Genomic DNA, 15,592 nt, shown 5'->3' with positions numbered 1-15,592 from the left:
TAGTCCGAGAAATCTTCGCGAGGCTAGAGCTAACATGCAGGATGCAGACCAAGAGCTGGAGCTCGCTCCCTCCGCTGTAAGCGTGAAGACTCGTTTTATGCGATGCATGATGCGCATCACGGTGAAGCGTTCCAGCACCTACGGCGAAAATTAAATAGTATTTTTATAAATCAAAGAACCCCAAACTACCAGGCAAAAAATAATTGTCATTAATACAGAAGCACTCCCCAAGTCTTTGGCTTTCCTGGAAAGCTCGTGATATTGGAATCCTACTCTATCTATTGCAGACTCTATCGCAGAATTAATTACTTCAACGATCATCAAAAACCAAATACAAGAGATCAGAAGCAATTTCTCCATCATGGATCGCCCAATCAATTGAGCCAATGGAAGCGAAATCATAAACAATATCACCTCAAGGCGGAATGCAGGCTCTAACCACGCATCCTTTATACCCGACCATGAGTACTTTGATGCATGCCAGACTCTAGAAAATCCTTTTCTATTCTTTTGAATATTATTAAAGATGTTGGCTTTCGAGTTGTTTTCCATTTTTAACAGTATATTTCTTGATGCTAAAGAATATAAACAAAAGTGTGGCAATCAACCAACAAATGAAAATCGTGGCAATGTCATGAGAAATGAAATGGGCTCCTCTCAATTGTTGAGAGATACCAAATGTCAACCCAACCATAATGCCGCACAGCAATCCTAACCATCGATACTTAGGGATGATCATCTTAAAGAAGAAATATAAACTAACCCAGGCATAGCCAGCGCTCGCATGACCAGCCGGAAAGCATTTTCCGCTCCCCATTTCTTGAGGCCTGTGCTCGAAAAGACCAATAAAAGGGCGATCGCCACCAAATTGATTTAAATTCCATGGACAATCCATATTTGTTAATGCCTTAAGAAGGCTCACCAAAATTACACTGACCAAACAAGATAAAATCAGGTAAAGCAGCGGAGACCGCCATTTTTTTCGCTGCTCAGATTTGGAGGCAAGTACAAATATATATAGTGCAATGATCACAACGATTGCTAGGGTGCTCAGATGCTTTCCACCCTTATGAAGCAATTTGTTTGTAACCCAATGATCATTCAATGACCATTCATAACCCTGGAGTGCGTATATCTTCGCGGCAACGAGACTATCTCCTCCTAGATACATGAAATAATAAAAAGTTAGCGCCAGGAAAGTAATCGGAATCAGCAAATGATTTACAAAGAATTTTTTATTTATATTATTTGACATCTTCCATCTTATCGCTTTTGAACATATTCATTATTTCCAACAATGAAATTTTTGAAAATAATCTTGTCGCGAATTTTATTTTCACTACTACTTGAATTAAAAAAAGAGCGCAAGTAAATGCGCTCTGTGAATGACCAACTTAATAAAATTATACTAATTTCGATAGCATTTGCCCCATCTCTACATATTCATCGACAGCTTGACTCATAGCGAATTGCGTACGGATGGCATTAGCTGTAAATGAAGCTCTCTCTTGATCGAGATCAACCGTATTTCTATCCATGGCATTCTGAGAAACAGGGCGAAATGCAATCTGAGGATCAATTGATGTTGGAGCTATGTTACCGAGGTGAGACTTATTCGTAGACTGCACTGTCAGCATTTGCCTTTGCGTCTCTTCAAGCGCAGCCTTGAAGTCTATATCTTTCGCCTGATATCCAGGAGTGTCAGCATTCGCAATATTGCTTGCTAATACTTCCATCCTCTTAACTCTAAGATATAGAGCGGCATCCTCGAATCTAAGAGAATCCATAGGATTTTTCTAGTAAATTTCGAAGCCTCAATGGTAGCTAAATTGCCTTCCCCGCAAGATTACATTTTTGACACTATTCAGCCATTTACATGGTCTGAAGATTACATTTTTGACACCTTTCTGTAATCTGAACCTTCAGGAGAACAGAGATCAACCCACCGATCAGCTGTTCTCCAAAGTTCTAAGCAGACTTTCCGCAGTTTGCGCAAAAACGCGATCCAAGCGCCATCTGGACGCCGCATGCATTGCAGGCCTGGGGGGCTAGGCCGCTTCCGCACTGTTGACAGAACCGTGCTTGGGGAGAGCTTTGAGTTCGGCAGTTAGGACAAATGATCCCACCGGACACTCTTGGATCGTTGTAGGAGGCGGGTGTCCGTTTTTGATGATGACCATTCCCATGCTGATCGCCACCAGATCGGTGATGGCCTCCGAGTAGGCGTTCAAAAAAGCTCATAACTATCCTCACAATTCAAGTTGGTGCACACGAAAAACCTCTGTCGAATTCAGGACTTGGACACTTTTCCAAGCAGCCTTAGCCCATTGACGACAACTAGGAGACTTGCCCCCATATCAGCGAATACAGCCATCCACATGGATGCATTCCCGAACACTGCCAAGACTAGAAATACCGCCTTGATGCCAAGAGCAAGAGTGATGTTTTGCCAAAGGATCGCATGGGTGGATCGAGACAGCTTCACTGTCTCAGCAATCCTTCGCAAGTCATCATTCATCACGACGACGTCGGCTGCTTCCATCGCGGTATCTGTACCGGCGGCACCCATGGCAACCCCGACGTCTGCTTGGGCCAGCGCTGGGGCATCATTGATACCGTCGCCCGTCATTGCGGTGAGTCCATACTGGCTCTGGAGGGTTTTGATGGCAGCTAGCTTGTCCTCCGGCAACAAGTTTCCTCGTGCTTGCTCGATACCAGCCTCACTGGCTACTGAAGAGGCGGTGGCTTGGTTGTCTCCAGTCAGCATGACTGGGGTGATACCAAGCGCTTTCAATTCAGATATAGCTTCACGAGAGGAGCCCTTAATCGTGTCGGCAACTGCAAACAGTGCGATGACTCGTTCCGGGTCGGCAAGCAATGTGACAGTACGGCCGGATTCTTCATGCCGCTTGAGCGTGGCTTCAAGCTCTGAGGAGCATTGGCCACGTTCTTCAATCAAGCGATGATTCCCTAGTACATAGACTGTTCCACTCAGTTCGGCCTGCACACCTCGTCCAGCAAGTGCCGTGAAGTTCTGAATGTCTGCGCTGTTAGGCTTCAGGCCCGCTGCGATGGCGCGCGACACAGGATGATCTGAGTGGCCAGCGAGAGCTGCTGCCACCGACTCCGCGGTATCAAGGCTGCTCGCGGCATCAACCAACGACCAGTCCACAAGGCGCGGCTTGCCCTCAGTAATTGTTCCGGTCTTGTCCAGCGCGATTGCCTTAAGCTTGCGCGCCTCTTCCAGATAGATACCGCCTTTGATCAAAATACCACGGCGGGCTGCCGCCGCTAAGCCGCTCACAATCGTCACTGGTGTGGAGATTACGAGTGCGCAGGGGCAAGCAATAACTAGCAGAACCAGTGCCTTATAGACGGCCTGCATCCACGTCCAGCCGAGTAGCCAGGGGCCTACCAATGCTACGACTACGGCGATAACGAAAATTGCAGGTGTGTAAATTGCAGCAAATCGATCAACGAACCCCTGAGTAGGCGCTCGAGTCGCTTGTGCTTGCTCAACGGCATGAATAATCCTCGCCAACGTCGAGTTGGAGGCCAATGCAGTAACTTCAAACTCAAAGGTTCCAGACTCGTTGATGGTGCCTGCAAACACTGGGTCACCCGCCGCCTTGTCAACGGGGATACTTTCACCAGTTACGGGGGCCTGGTTGATGCTCGTTTGCCCTGTCTGAACGACTCCATCCATAGGAACGCGCTCACCTGGCTTGACTCGCAGCGTCGAGCCCACTGCGATTTGTGCAACTGCGACGGTTAGCCAACTACCGTCACTTTGGAGAACCGATGCTTGGTCCGGAGCCATCGCAAGCAACCCCTGAATGGCATTGCGGGCCCGATCGACTGCTCTCGCCTCGATTGCCTCGGCGATGGCATACAACGCCATCACCATCGCCGCTTCAGGCCATTGACCGATGACGAACGCACCAGTCACAGCAACAGTCATCAATGCATTGATGTTCAGCTTGCCACGACGAAGTGCTCCAAACCCTTTTTTATAGACGTCAAAGCCCGCAAGCCAAATCGCAATCGCGGCGACCGCAAAGCCGGCGACTTTCCAAGCCATGGTTTCTGGCGCGAAGTAGCCGACACCTTCAGCAGCGATAGCAAGAGCAAGCGCCGCGACCAACTTTGGAGTTGTGCCACGCACAAGCTCATGGTCGTGGCCATCTCCAGCTGCATGGCTTGAGTCCGCCGTGTTTGATGAGATCAGCTTTGGCTCAAAGCCCGCTTCAGTGATCGCCAACAATGCGGCAGCAAGGGCATCAGTGTCCGCGTCAATTTTGAGAGTCCTCTGCGAGAGCTGGAATCGGAGTCCCCGGATACCTGCAATTGGTTCAAGTGCACGACGTATCTCAGCTTCCTCGCCAGCGCAGTCCATTGTCGGAATGCGGTAAGTTAGCCCTCTATCCAACGGAGCTGCCACCGGGCTCGGGGTAGTGTGTGAGCTGCAGCAATCCGTTGTGGCGGTACTAAGCGTGTTGTCATCAATGTTTGGGTGCTTCATACTCGATCTCCTGTTGACAATGTGGCAATTTAAAACCCTGTAGTTGGTATAGAGTCAACTCATTTCGAGGTGGTCCATGAAGATTGGTGAACTGGCTGAGGTCACTGGTACGGCGGTTGAGACCATTCGCTTTTATGAACGCGAGAAGTTGTTGCCTTCGGCTGCTAGAGCTGAAAACAACTACCGGATGTACTCGGCGGAGCACATAGGCCAACTTGCCTTCATTCGACGCTGCCGGTCACTGGATATGACACTTGATGAAGTACGTGCTTTGCTCTTGCTACGCGAGTCATCTGCGAAGGACTGTGCAGAAGTCAATGCACTCTTGGACACACACATAGAACATGTCACTCATCGCATTCAAGAACTGAATGCTCTCGTCACTGAACTTCAGACCATTCGTGCAAGCTGCAGCGCTCCAAAGGCGCTTTCTGAATGCGGCGTTCTTGCAAGACTGGAGACAAGCTCCACGACAAGCAGCGCGTCTACTCGCCCCCAGCGCCATATCGACGGCGCGCACTAGGGAGCCATGCGCCGACCAATTGACCGAGTGGATGCGGCAGGCTCTCATGGCTTTCTATTGTGGTAGACAAGAGCAGCAATCAATGGCGTTCGAGCTCATTGTTTGCAACGTAGATCTTTAGCGTGCTGCCTGCAAACGCTGCGGGTGCGATCTTCGACAACTCGATGGGCCTGTGACCCATCACATCAAATTTCCAGATGAACTGTTCCCCGCCATTGGTGAACGCAACCGTCTCTCCACACACAAGATTGAGATATTGAGTGCTTCGTGTTGTGTCAACAACGCGTGTGACCTGAGACGCAGCACCTGCTCGTCCAAATGTTTTGTCTGCACCGCGTGTAGTCGAGTTGGTCTTTGCAGTCGTGCTTCCAGACTGACCAACGAAACTGCTTTCATTTGCCGATGCTGTCATCCCGACGGTGGCTGAGGACAGCAGGATCGAAGCCAGAATTGCGAGATTAGTTTTCATGATGAAGAGTCCTTTATCAATTACTTGAAGAGTGTCTGAGCGCCTTTCTACCCAGACACATCAAATATATAGACAGGCACTTTACGCAATATAGTCTGCAACATGATATTTTTGTAATCTACAGCGTGAATTAACCTGATTACTAAAATGTAATCTGGATGTCAGATTTCTGTCGGTATTGCACACATAGAGTTCTGTGCCCCTATTCCAAATCGAATCTCGATATTTCTATTAGGGTTAATAGGATTTCTATGAGCGCACCAGCATCCGAAGATAATCTTAAACTTCACCGATCAAGAATAGCTTTGTTTTTACAAAAATCTACCAATCGCCATAAGCTATGGTTAACTATTGTTTCTCTGCTTGCGATGCAAATTGTTTTTGCATCTCTAGGATATGAAGGTAGAAAAATATTACAGATAAGTATTCTACTTATACCGACACTATTGCTATTACTAATTCCAATTAATAACTCAAGGTTGAACTTAATTAGAGCATTGCTTGTATGGAGCTTTGTTCTTGTGTTTTTATTGGACTCAGCAGTTCGAGCGCATCTCATCTCAATGTACGCTGCTGCGCCGGATAGCACGATGGTGGTAAGTGCACTTGCTAACACAAATACATCGGAAATTGGAGGCTATATATCCACACACATCCGTGATTTCAGTGGATCCAGTATTATTTTAATAATTTCAGCGGCAATTGCTCTTTGGTTGTCTTTAAAAGGGGCCAGAAATAAAACAAAGGTCTCTAAAATTGAGTTGATCGCTTTATCCATCATCATCTTAATATCGGCCGTTTCTTACATAAGTAAACCATGGAGAAAAATAAATCCTCTTATCTTTTGGTCTAATTTGGCTGAATCCGTAAAGGTTACGAAAGAAAGCTGGACGTCATATGGAAAAGAGCGCGCCTTAGCACAAAGGTTGGCGAAAAATGAGATTCCTTCAATTGCTAGGAAAGATAAATCCACCGTGGTTCTTGTTATTTCCGAGAGCATAAATCGAGATAACATGGGAATTTATGGCTATGAAAGGAATACGACACCGATGCTTGAAAAGCTTCAGAAAGATATAGGCGATAGATTTCTCGTTATTCGTAATTCATGGTCCACGGAAGCAACTACTATTCCGGCCATCGATAGCATGATGAACTTCACAACCGGTGAAACAGATAAGAAGTTAAATATTATTGCTCTCGCGAAAGAAGCAGGATATAAGACTTGGTGGATAAGCAATCATGACGATATTGCAATTACGCAGAAGCACGCAGCTATGGCCGACGTGACTTCCATGGAAAATAATAAACCAGGAAGATCTAGCAATTCACTTGATGAGATTTTATTGCCTTCATATGAAGAAGCTCTTAAAGATCCACATCCCCAAAAGTTGATTGTTCTACATATGCTGGGGGCTCATCCTCATTATCGTCTCCGGTACCCAGAAAAGCAGCCTCAATTTCCCGATGATGAAGTATCAAAAGTAATGTCGGTCGCTGAGCGCTCAATGTGGGTTCAGCAATTTAGAAACGACTACGACTCGGCTATTCTTTATCAAGACACTGTAGTTGCATCTGTCTTTGAAAAAATAAAAAGTTCCCCATCCAGCGCAGAGGACTACAAGTCCGTTATTTACGTATCTGATCACGGGCAGGAGGTTGGTCATCAAACAAATAAAGTTGGTCACAGCCCCAGTACTGCATCCGGTTATAAAATACCCACAATAATATGGACATCAACAGGAACTGATGTGGCTTCTAAAAATATTTCCGATAGACCATTTAGAGCTGACTGGCTCGCTTGGACCATGTCGGATCTAATGGCATTACGTTGGAATAGTTACGATCCATCCCGAAGTATTATCAACTCGAGCTATAGCTGGATTAGTCCACGCTTACCTATAAATGACACAATAACAGGCAATTAATACATGAAAGAAGACTGGCTTGAGGAAATGCCTAGAACCGATCAAGCCAGCCGCCAAAGCTAGATAATTTACTTCTGGATATAAACGGCACTGTTGCATAAATCAGTTCCGGGCCAAACTTCCCCTGACCCAAGACGTGACGATGCCACCGCCACTTTTTGCGGACAGACCAGTTCAGTGAACTGATTGAGAATGGAGGCTCGAATGTGCAGTTCGTTGACCTGGTGCTCGAAAGTTCTAGACATGACCCGCTCGCCCAGGTGTTTAATGCAATGCATCTTGGTCTACAACAGGCTGCTGTGGTGATAGCCACTCCAACTCTTTCATAACTTGCGTTCATAGCGCATTCGGGCATTCAGGCATTTTTCTCGGAGGGATGATGGGCATGGCATTGCGCTCCATCACGGCGGCATAGACAGGCTGTGTGTCATAGGCGCCATCACCGGTAATGGTCAGCAATGACTCATCTGCCGGCAGTTGTGCCAACAAGTGCGGCACCGCCACCGCATCGCTGCGTTGTTGAAGGTCACGCAGACGGCTCGCACTTTGGGAATCAATGCCGATGTACCCCTTGCGCCATTGACGTCGACGTTCCGCCCCATGCTTTTTACATTTCCATTCTCCTTCGCCCAGGAACTTGATGCCAGTGGAGTCGAGCAGCAAATTCAGGTCAGATTTGAACGACGGCTAGTTGGCGACCTAATTTTTTACTCGGATTTCCGCTTCTGGTCGTTTCCTGACGGTCGTCAAAACAAGCAGGTCGGTCATCGCGTATCGTAATGATGGTCAATTAAGGCCAGCGCTCGCAGCTTTGCTCTAAACAGCTGTGAAGTTGCCCCTGCACGCGCCACAGATCAGCTTTAGCCCTGGCCGTCCCCATACCGAGATCGGATTCTTGCATCCGCTGCAGCTATATTTCACCCGATTGGATCTGTTGGCGGGCGTAGTAAGAACTCCGTCTTCCCCTGCAGTGGCGGCAACAGCTAAGCCCGTGGGCTTAACTGCCTCGGCGAGGGCAGGGATGCTGGCCATGGGGGGCTTGGTCCTTCGATGCCTTGAATGTGGTTGGCCATACTGGTTTGGCCAGCGATCACATGATCGGCAGAGGGAAATCGGTCGTACCAACTGAGCGTGAAATTTGCGGTCAGCAGCTCCTGGCATGCAGCTAGGAAGCGGCCACCCTCGATGGCATAGTCCGCCATGCAATCACCCGTTCGCGCGCCACCAGGTTGCCCGGTAGAGGAGGGCATGAGTCCAATGCTCTCCATCTTTCGCGCCCATTCCTCGTTGTGATACCGGCCTCGGCCTGGTTTGCCAAAATGGTGCTGCCACAAGTGCGTCATTTCATGGACCTGGGTCTGGAGCGTCTCAATGATTGGCACCACTGCAAAGTAGGTCGGATTCAGTGCAATCTCGTCGGTCGTGGAGCCGTCGGCCGAGGCAAAGCGGGCTGCCGAGAAATATCCGAAAGTACGTTTTTCCCGCTGTAGCGTAATCAAGCAGCTAGGCAGTTGCCCCTCAAACAGGCGTGCATTGAAATGGTCGTAAGCCATCTGCAGCTCGTTGTAGGTTTCCTGGGTTGGCGCCAGGCGGCGTGTATGCGCAAGGTCGAGCTCGGTAGACTTAGGTTGCATATTTGTATTGTGCAGTACAAATGCGATTTACAAACATCCAGTTTGATGCGAAACTGCATCAGTTCTGATGCTTAAGGAGTAGCGATGAGATCGACTTTCACGATCGATGACGATGTCGTAAACCGCGCACGCGCCGTCGCGGCACCCGGTATTGCTGTGCCGGAACTGGTACGACTCGCACTGGAAACCTTCACACGTGTCGAGGCAGGTAAGCGTTTGGCTGCGCTCGGCGGTGCCGCGCCAAATATGCCCGATGTGCCGCGCCGTGGCAGTGAGGCGGATGCTGAGGACTCACGCTAATGCCCGTGTCCGTCCTAGTCGATACATCAGTGTGGGTGAGACATTTTCGTGAGGCAGACACTCACCTGCAGGAATTGCTTATGCAAGACAGCGTGCTGATGCATTCCATGGTGCATGCAGAGCTGGCCTGTGGTACGCCGCCAGCACCGCGTGCCGACACGCTGGCGGCTCTGGCGATGCTGCGGCCGAGCCAGGAGGCATCAATTCCAGAGACTTTGGAATTTCTGGAGCAGAACAAGCTTTTCGGCAAGGGCTGCGGCTTAGTAGATCTATCGCTGCTTGCCTCTACGCTTATCACTCCTGGCGCCTTACTTTGGACTGCAGATCGACGCCTCGCCGACATGGCCACACAGTTGAACGTGGCCTATCTACCGCCTTTGCATTGATCGCCCTTGGCGCTGCCAGCCCATGAAGCCAGCGTAAATCGCTGCAGCACGAAGCTTCGGCAGCGCTTCGATGATGAGAGTTTGCCTTATGACTAAATACCGTGATTTGCTTATAGAACGCTACGACACCGAAATAGGTTGCGTTGTTGGGTGTGGACTGGACCGACTGCACCGCGATGTCAGCGAAGGTGAAATTACTCGTGCTGTTGCCCACTACCAAGCCAACAAAGATCAGATTAATACACTGGCTATTGGAGACAGGCGCGATCTCATCCATAAGTTGATCAGCGGCAGGTAAAGCCCTGCCTGCCCATCGGATAAGCAGAGGCCACCATGCACTGCCTCCTGAACTCGCACGGGCAGCACCTAGACCTGCAGTGCTGCTCCTCAATCCGCAGCACTGGTTAAGCGACGCCAACATCCAGGTGCAAATCTGCATCAAGGCTTTTATACTGTATGCCCATACAGGTAAAAGCCATGAATGCCGCAACCCACTCCATCACACACGATCCCGGTGACTATGACCGCTGGCATCTGCCGTCGCATCTTGCGCAGGCGGTTTGGCGCGGCACAGAGGTAGCAAGGTCGACCGGCAGAGCTTTCCCTACTGGCTTTACGGAGCTCAATGCCGCGTTGCCCGGTGGAGGCTGGCCGACTCATGGCTTGAGCGAGTTGCTGTTGCCCCAGGCCGCACTGTGTGAATGGCGGTTGCTCGGGCCGGCCTTGCCTGAGCTGCTGGCGGACAAGGGTAGTCGGGTCTATCTGGTTGCTCCTCCGAAGACTCCACTCGCAATGGGCCTTGCTCAGCTCGGTCTAGCTCCAGAGCAACTTGTCTGGATTGATGCCCAGGGGCCGGCTGAACGGTTATGGGCCACAGAGCAACTCATTAAATCTGAGCCAGACGGTGCTGTGATTGCCTGGCTTCCTCAAGCAAGGCAGGACCAGATCCGCCGCCTGCAGGTTCACGCGCATGCATGCGATGCACTAGTGTTCTTGATTCGTCCCGAGTCAGCCCTACGCGACGCCTCGCCGGCACCGCTGCGGCTCTCTGTGTCTCTCGGCCAGGGCTGGGACATTGATGTGCAGATCCGCAAACGCCGGGGTGGTGCTGCCGTCGAAGTAATGCACCTGAATGCTGTTCCAGGCAATCTAAATTCCATCATTCCGCCTCGTATGCGCAACCTTGGCATTCCAGTGCCAAGCATTCCACAGGAGGTGCGCCATGCATTGGGCAGCTCTCATTCCCATATCGCTTCCAAGCTCCGCATCGCCCATTGATCTACAGTCGTTAGCGGTCTGGGCTTTGCAGTTCACGCCGCGCGTGGCCATGGTCGAAGAGGGCGTACTGCTGGAGGTCGAGGCAAGTATGCGGCTATTCGGCGGTACAGCGGCGTTGCATTCGCTGGTGGAGTCTGGAGCGCGAGAACTCGGAGCCAGCGTTGCATGGGCACCGACAGGCCTGGCAGCGCTTGCGTTGGCACGACAAGGTGTGAGCGATGGGTTCCACGAGCCGTTAGTGCGCCTGCTCGATCAGCTGTTGCTGGAGCGAATCACTGCGGTGGCCAAGCATCAGCCGACCCTGGCGAGGGTTGGATGCAGAACCCTTGGTCAAGTGCGTGCGCTGCCGCGCGGCGGCATCGTACGTCGCTTCGACAAAGAGCTTCTTGAAGCAATGGACCGCGCATATGGCCTACGGCCGGAGGCTTACGCCTGGGCGACAGTGCCTGAGACCTTTCGAGCGCGGCTGGAGCTCATGTGTCGCGTGGATCTGGCACCTGCCATGCTTTTCGGGGCGCGGCGGCTGCTTCTGCAGATGGCAGGCTGGCTCAAAGCTCGTCAGCTGGGAGCTACTGCGTTCACATTGCGGTGGTGTCATGACGACATGCGTGCTCGCGATGCCGGTACCGGAGGTGAACTGACCATCCGTACAGCGGAGCCAACACAGAACGTCGAGCACTTCGCTCGGCTGCTCGGCGAGCATCTGGCCAAGGTCGAGCTGCTCGCACCAGCTGGTGAGCTGGAGATCCTGGCTACCGAGGTGCAGCCCATTGTTGAGGAAAGCCGCTCGCTGATCCCAGAGGTTGCAAATAGAGCTCAATCCACCAAGTTGGCCCTAGAGCGAATCCAGGCACGGCTGGGTGATGGCGCGGTGCGTCGGCCACAGCTGACGGCCGATCACCGTCTCGAATGGACGCAGGAGTGGGGCTCGACCGAAGCTCGCCGAGCTTCCAAGTCCGACCTTGTGCACGAGCTGCCGCTTCCCAGCTGGGTGCTGGACAAGCCCATACGCCTGATAGAGCGCGCCAATCGCCCGATCTATCAAGGGACCCTGCAGCTGCTGCTTGGTCCTGATCGAGTGGAGGGCGGCTGGTGGCATCGTGGCCATGAAGAGGGAAATGGCGAAGAAATCCCACTGAACGTGCAGCGGGACTACTGGGTTGCCCGCAGCGATCATGCAGGTCTGCTCTGGATCTTCCAGGCACGCCTCGCCGGCGACCAAACCGCCTGGTTCCTGCACGGGCACTACGCCTGAGAAAGAGCGGCCGTGATGGAAAACGTCCTCCCTGCCTATGCGGAGCTGCGGTGCATCTCCAATTTCACCTTCCTGCGTGGGGCCAGCCGACCGGAGGAGCTCGTAGAGCGTGCCCAGGAGCTCGGCTACAGCGCCCTGGCCATTACAGACGAGTGTTCGATGGCTGGTGTGGTGCGCGCACACGTGGCAGCCAAACAAGCGGGCTTGCATCTGCTGTTGGGCGCACAGTTCAGCATCCAGCCGCGTGATAGCAGCGAAGCACCATTCACCCTGGTGGTCCTGGCCCAGAATCTCAACGGATACGGCAACCTGTGCCAGTTCATCACCAAGCTGCGCCGCTCTTCCGAAAAGGGGACATATCGGCTCGATCTCGATGAGATCGATGGGAAGGAGCTTCGCGACAACCTGGTGCTGCTGTGTCCAGAGCGCTGCGCGACAGACCCACAGCTAGCCGCCATGGGCGGCTGGGCTTTGACACATTTCACGGGCCGCTGCTGGATCGGTGTGGATCTGGTGCGCCGGCTGGATGATGAGCTGTGGCTCCATCGCATGCGGGAGCTGTCCGATCTAACCGCATTGCCGCTCGTGGCCGTGGGGGACGTGCACATGCATGTGCGGTCGCGCAAGCCCCTGCAGGACGTGCTGACGGCCACGCGCGTCGGCAAGCCGCTCACTGAATGCGGCTACGCGCTCCAGCGCAGCGCGGAGCGGCACTTGCGCAGCCGGTTGCGGCTGGCCCAGACATTCCCCGCCGAGCTGCTGGCTCAAACGCTGAGGGTCGCTGAACGCTGCAAATTCAGTTTGGACGAGCTGCGCTACCAATATCCTGATGAAGTCGTCCCTGCAGGGCACACGGCAGCCAGCTATTTGAGCCAGGCGACCTACGAAGGGGCAGGTCGGCGCTGGCCAGGCGGCATCCCAGAGAAGGTTCAGCACCAGATCGAGCACGAGCTGGAGTTGATCTGCGAGTTGAAGTATGAGCCGTACTTCCTCACGGTCTATGACATCGTGGCCTTTGCCCGGTCGCGCAACATCCTCTGTCAAGGCCGGGGCTCTGCAGCCAACAGCGTGGTCTGCTACTGCCTGGGCGTGACGGAGGTAGATCCCGCGCGCATGTCCGTGCTCTTCGAGCGTTTTATCAGCCGGGAGCGCAACGAGCCACCCGACATCGACATCGACTTTGAGCACCAGCGCCGGGAAGAGGTCATTCAGTACCTGTACCAGAAATACGGCCGCGACCGCGCTGCGCTGACGGCTGCCGTCATTTCCTATCGGCCTCGATCCGCTATCCGCGATGTGGGCAAGGCCTTGGGCTTCGAGCTCGAAGTGGTCGACGCCATTGCCAAGGGGCAGCAGTGGTTTGACGGCCGCAGCATTCGTCAGGAGCGTTTCGATGAGCTCGGCATGGACACTAGCTCGCTGGCCGTGCAGCAGCTCATCACCTTGACGGAGCAGCTGATCGGCTTCCCACGGCATCTTTCCCAGCACACCGGCGGCTTCGTGCTCACGCGAGATCTGCTGTGCAGGATGGTTCCAGTAGAAAACGCCTCGATGCCGGATCGCACAGTGATCGAATGGGACAAGGATGATCTGGATGCGGCAGGCCTGCTCAAGGTTGATGTGTTGGCCCTGGGCATGCTGTCGGCCATCCGACGAGCATTGGAGTTCATCAGCCGGCGCCGTGGCTTCAATTTTTCGATGCAGGACATTCCTGCAGAGGACAAGGCTACCTACGACATGATTTGCCGTGCAGACACGGTTGGCGTGTTCCAGATCGAGAGCCGCGCGCAGATGACGATGCTGCCACGCTTAAAACCCAGGCGCTTCTACGACCTGGTGATCGAGGTGGCCATCGTGCGGCCTGGCCCGATTCAGGGCGGCATGGTGCACCCGTATTTGCGCCGACGCCAGGGCATTGACCCCGTGAGCTACCCGAGCGAAGCGCTAAAGGAGGCCTTGGGCCGCACCTTGGGCGTGCCCGTGTTTCAGGAGCAGGTCATGCAGGTGGCCATGCTTGCGGCAGGTTTCACTGCAGGCGAGGCCGATGGCCTGCGCCGAGCCATGGCAGCCTGGAAGCGCAAAGGTGGCCTCGAAAAGTATTACGACAAGATCGTGCACGGCATGACCTCACGCGGCTACGAGCGCGAGTTCGCAGAGCAAATTTTTGAGCAGATCAAAGGTTTCAGCGAATATGGGTTCCCAGAAAGTCACGCGGCCAGCTTCGCTCTGCTGGTCTATGCCAGCTGCTGGATCAAGCGCCATGAGCCTGCCGCATTCCTTGCGGCCATGCTCAACAGTCAGCCGCTGGGGTTCTATTCCGCCAGCCAGCTGGTCCAGGACGCGCGCCGCCACGGCGTCGAAGTACGGCCTGTCGACGTGATGCACAGCGAGGTGGACTGTACGATCGAAGACATCGAATCCAAGCCAGCTGTTCGGCTTGGCCTGCGCCTTATCTCCAGCCTGCGCAGCACCAGCGCGCAGCGTATTGCACAGGAGCGTCATCGAGCACCGTTCGACACCGCTGAGCAACTTGCCATGCGTGTGCGTCTACAGCAACACGAGATGAAGGTTCTAGCGGCTGCAGGTGCCCTGGCCACGCTATCTGGGCACCGTCGCCAACAGGTGTGGGATGCCGCAGCCATGCACGCCGCGCCAGAGCTACTAGAGGTGGCCACGGTTGACGAAGCTTTCCTGGAACTGCCGGCAGCGCCCGAGGGAGAGGAGGTGCTATGGGACTTCGCCTCGACAGGCCTGACGCTGCGCAGTCACCCCATGCGCCTTCTGCGGCCGCGGCTGAACAAGTACAAGCTCAAGACCTCCAGGCAGCTGCGCACTGTCGTCAGCGGCGAGCGAGTGCGGACTGCCGGCATCGTGACGCTGAGGCAACAACCGGGCACGGCCAACGGCACGGTTTTCGTCTCGTTGGAAGACGAGGAGGGCTGCACACAGGTTATTGTCTGGCGCGACGTGCGCGATGAGCAGCGCCAGGTGCTACTAGGGTCGCGCCTTCTAGCAGTCGAAGGGCGTTGGCAGCGCCAAGGTCAAGTGTGCAACCTCATAGCGGAGCGGCTGGCGGACCTATCCCACCTCTTGGGCCGACTTTCCACGGAAAGCCGAGAATTCAAATGAGGATGGTGCATGATTGGCAACCTATGAAATTCAAAGCAAATACAAGCGAAATCGCGCCATCAGCGGTACTTCGCTACGGGACCTTGTTAATTTCCACGCATAACTGACCCACCGGGGGCTAGTGGGTCACTTCTGGGTGGAAATCAACAGTACTGCACCGCGAAAAAAGAC

The 15,592-nt window shown here is 53.2% G+C and carries 14 protein-coding genes and 2 pseudogenes; 8 read left to right on the top strand and 8 right to left on the bottom strand.

Features of this window, described 5'->3' with window-relative positions; genetic code table 11:
- Nucleotides 1-150 precede the first annotated feature (150 nt).
- The 5 genes from MPZ60_RS12710 to MPZ60_RS12695 all read right to left on the bottom strand — a co-directional run bounded on the left by MPZ60_RS12710 (nt 151) and on the right by MPZ60_RS12695 (nt 4,522).
- The gene (locus MPZ60_RS12710; protein ID WP_019042324.1) at nt 151-552 is read right to left on the bottom strand and encodes a diacylglycerol kinase; all 402 of its coding nucleotides are present in this window, start codon (nt 550-552) and stop codon (nt 151-153) included.
- The gene (locus MPZ60_RS12705; protein ID WP_034356759.1) at nt 521-1,255 is read right to left on the bottom strand and encodes a phosphatase PAP2 family protein; all 735 of its coding nucleotides are present in this window, start codon (nt 1,253-1,255) and stop codon (nt 521-523) included. The genes MPZ60_RS12710 and MPZ60_RS12705 overlap by 32 nt, the downstream gene beginning before the upstream one ends.
- Before the next feature lie 148 nt (nt 1,256-1,403).
- Nucleotides 1,404-1,787, bottom strand: coding sequence for a flagellar basal body rod protein FlgB (gene flgB, locus MPZ60_RS12700; protein WP_019042325.1), 384 nt, complete (start codon nt 1,785-1,787; stop codon nt 1,404-1,406).
- Nucleotides 1,788-1,968: 181 nt separating this feature from the next.
- A complete protein-coding gene (locus MPZ60_RS25230; RefSeq protein WP_080571249.1) occupies nt 1,969-2,241 on the bottom strand; it encodes a zinc ribbon domain-containing protein in 273 nt (90 codons plus the stop codon).
- 49 nt (nt 2,242-2,290) lie between these two features.
- Entirely contained in the window at nt 2,291-4,522 is a 2,232-nt protein-coding gene (locus tag MPZ60_RS12695) for a cation-translocating P-type ATPase (RefSeq protein WP_029158351.1), read from the bottom strand.
- Nucleotides 4,523-4,598: 76 nt separating this feature from the next.
- Here MPZ60_RS12695 and cadR point away from each other — a divergent pair, with 76 nt between their 5' ends.
- Complete coding sequence (gene cadR / locus MPZ60_RS12690; RefSeq protein ID WP_019042328.1) at nt 4,599-5,045, top strand: Cd(II)/Pb(II)-responsive transcriptional regulator; 447 nt, start codon at nt 4,599-4,601, stop codon at nt 5,043-5,045.
- 79 nt (nt 5,046-5,124) lie between these two features.
- Here the strand turns inward: cadR and MPZ60_RS12685 are convergent, their stop codons facing one another.
- Nucleotides 5,125-5,514, bottom strand: a complete 390-nt coding sequence (locus MPZ60_RS12685; protein WP_080571250.1) for a CzcE family metal-binding protein — start codon at nt 5,512-5,514, stop codon at nt 5,125-5,127.
- 251 nt (nt 5,515-5,765) lie between these two features.
- On the opposite strand from MPZ60_RS12685, the gene MPZ60_RS12680 reads away from it, so the two are divergent.
- Nucleotides 5,766-7,439: a phosphoethanolamine transferase gene (locus tag MPZ60_RS12680; protein WP_230629841.1), complete on the top strand. Its 1,674-nt coding sequence runs from the start codon at nt 5,766-5,768 to the stop codon at nt 7,437-7,439.
- A gap of 68 nt (nt 7,440-7,507) precedes the next feature.
- Here MPZ60_RS12680 and MPZ60_RS25225 read toward each other — a convergent pair.
- Nucleotides 7,508-8,108, bottom strand: a pseudogene (locus MPZ60_RS25225) (IS5 family transposase); the annotation flags it as partial.
- Between the two features lie 147 nt (nt 8,109-8,255).
- A pseudogene (locus tag MPZ60_RS12670) lies at nt 8,256-9,073 on the bottom strand (SprT-like domain-containing protein).
- An 84-nt stretch (nt 9,074-9,157) separates the two neighbouring features.
- On the opposite strand from MPZ60_RS12670, the gene MPZ60_RS12665 reads away from it, so the two are divergent.
- The 6 genes from MPZ60_RS12665 to MPZ60_RS12640 all read left to right on the top strand — a co-directional run bounded on the left by MPZ60_RS12665 (nt 9,158) and on the right by MPZ60_RS12640 (nt 15,421).
- On the top strand, nt 9,158-9,373 hold the full coding sequence (locus MPZ60_RS12665) for a DUF2191 domain-containing protein (RefSeq protein WP_034356765.1): 216 nt from the start codon (nt 9,158-9,160) through the stop codon (nt 9,371-9,373).
- Nucleotides 9,373-9,759 (top strand): type II toxin-antitoxin system VapC family toxin, encoded by a 387-nt coding sequence (locus MPZ60_RS12660; protein WP_019042333.1) that lies wholly within the window; start codon nt 9,373-9,375, stop codon nt 9,757-9,759. The genes MPZ60_RS12665 and MPZ60_RS12660 overlap by 1 nt, the downstream gene beginning before the upstream one ends.
- 88 nt (nt 9,760-9,847) lie before the next feature.
- The gene (locus MPZ60_RS12655) at nt 9,848-10,057 is read left to right on the top strand and encodes a hypothetical protein (protein WP_034356767.1); all 210 of its coding nucleotides are present in this window, start codon (nt 9,848-9,850) and stop codon (nt 10,055-10,057) included.
- A gap of 179 nt (nt 10,058-10,236) precedes the next feature.
- The gene (imuA, locus tag MPZ60_RS12650) at nt 10,237-11,037 is read left to right on the top strand and encodes a translesion DNA synthesis-associated protein ImuA (protein WP_242881683.1); all 801 of its coding nucleotides are present in this window, start codon (nt 10,237-10,239) and stop codon (nt 11,035-11,037) included.
- Nucleotides 10,982-12,292 (top strand): DNA polymerase Y family protein, encoded by a 1,311-nt coding sequence (locus MPZ60_RS12645; RefSeq protein ID WP_034356769.1) that lies wholly within the window; start codon nt 10,982-10,984, stop codon nt 12,290-12,292. Before imuA ends, MPZ60_RS12645 begins: the two co-directional genes overlap by 56 nt.
- A 15-nt stretch (nt 12,293-12,307) precedes the next feature.
- Nucleotides 12,308-15,421, top strand: a complete 3,114-nt coding sequence (locus MPZ60_RS12640) for an error-prone DNA polymerase (protein ID WP_242881685.1) — start codon at nt 12,308-12,310, stop codon at nt 15,419-15,421.
- Nucleotides 15,422-15,592 lie beyond the last annotated feature (171 nt).

Source organism: Comamonas sp. 7D-2, assembly GCF_022749555.1.
GTDB lineage: Bacteria > Pseudomonadota > Gammaproteobacteria > Burkholderiales > Burkholderiaceae_C > Comamonas > Comamonas thiooxydans.
Note: the sequence above shows the minus strand (reverse complement) of the source record. Positions and strands in the feature narration are given on the sequence as shown.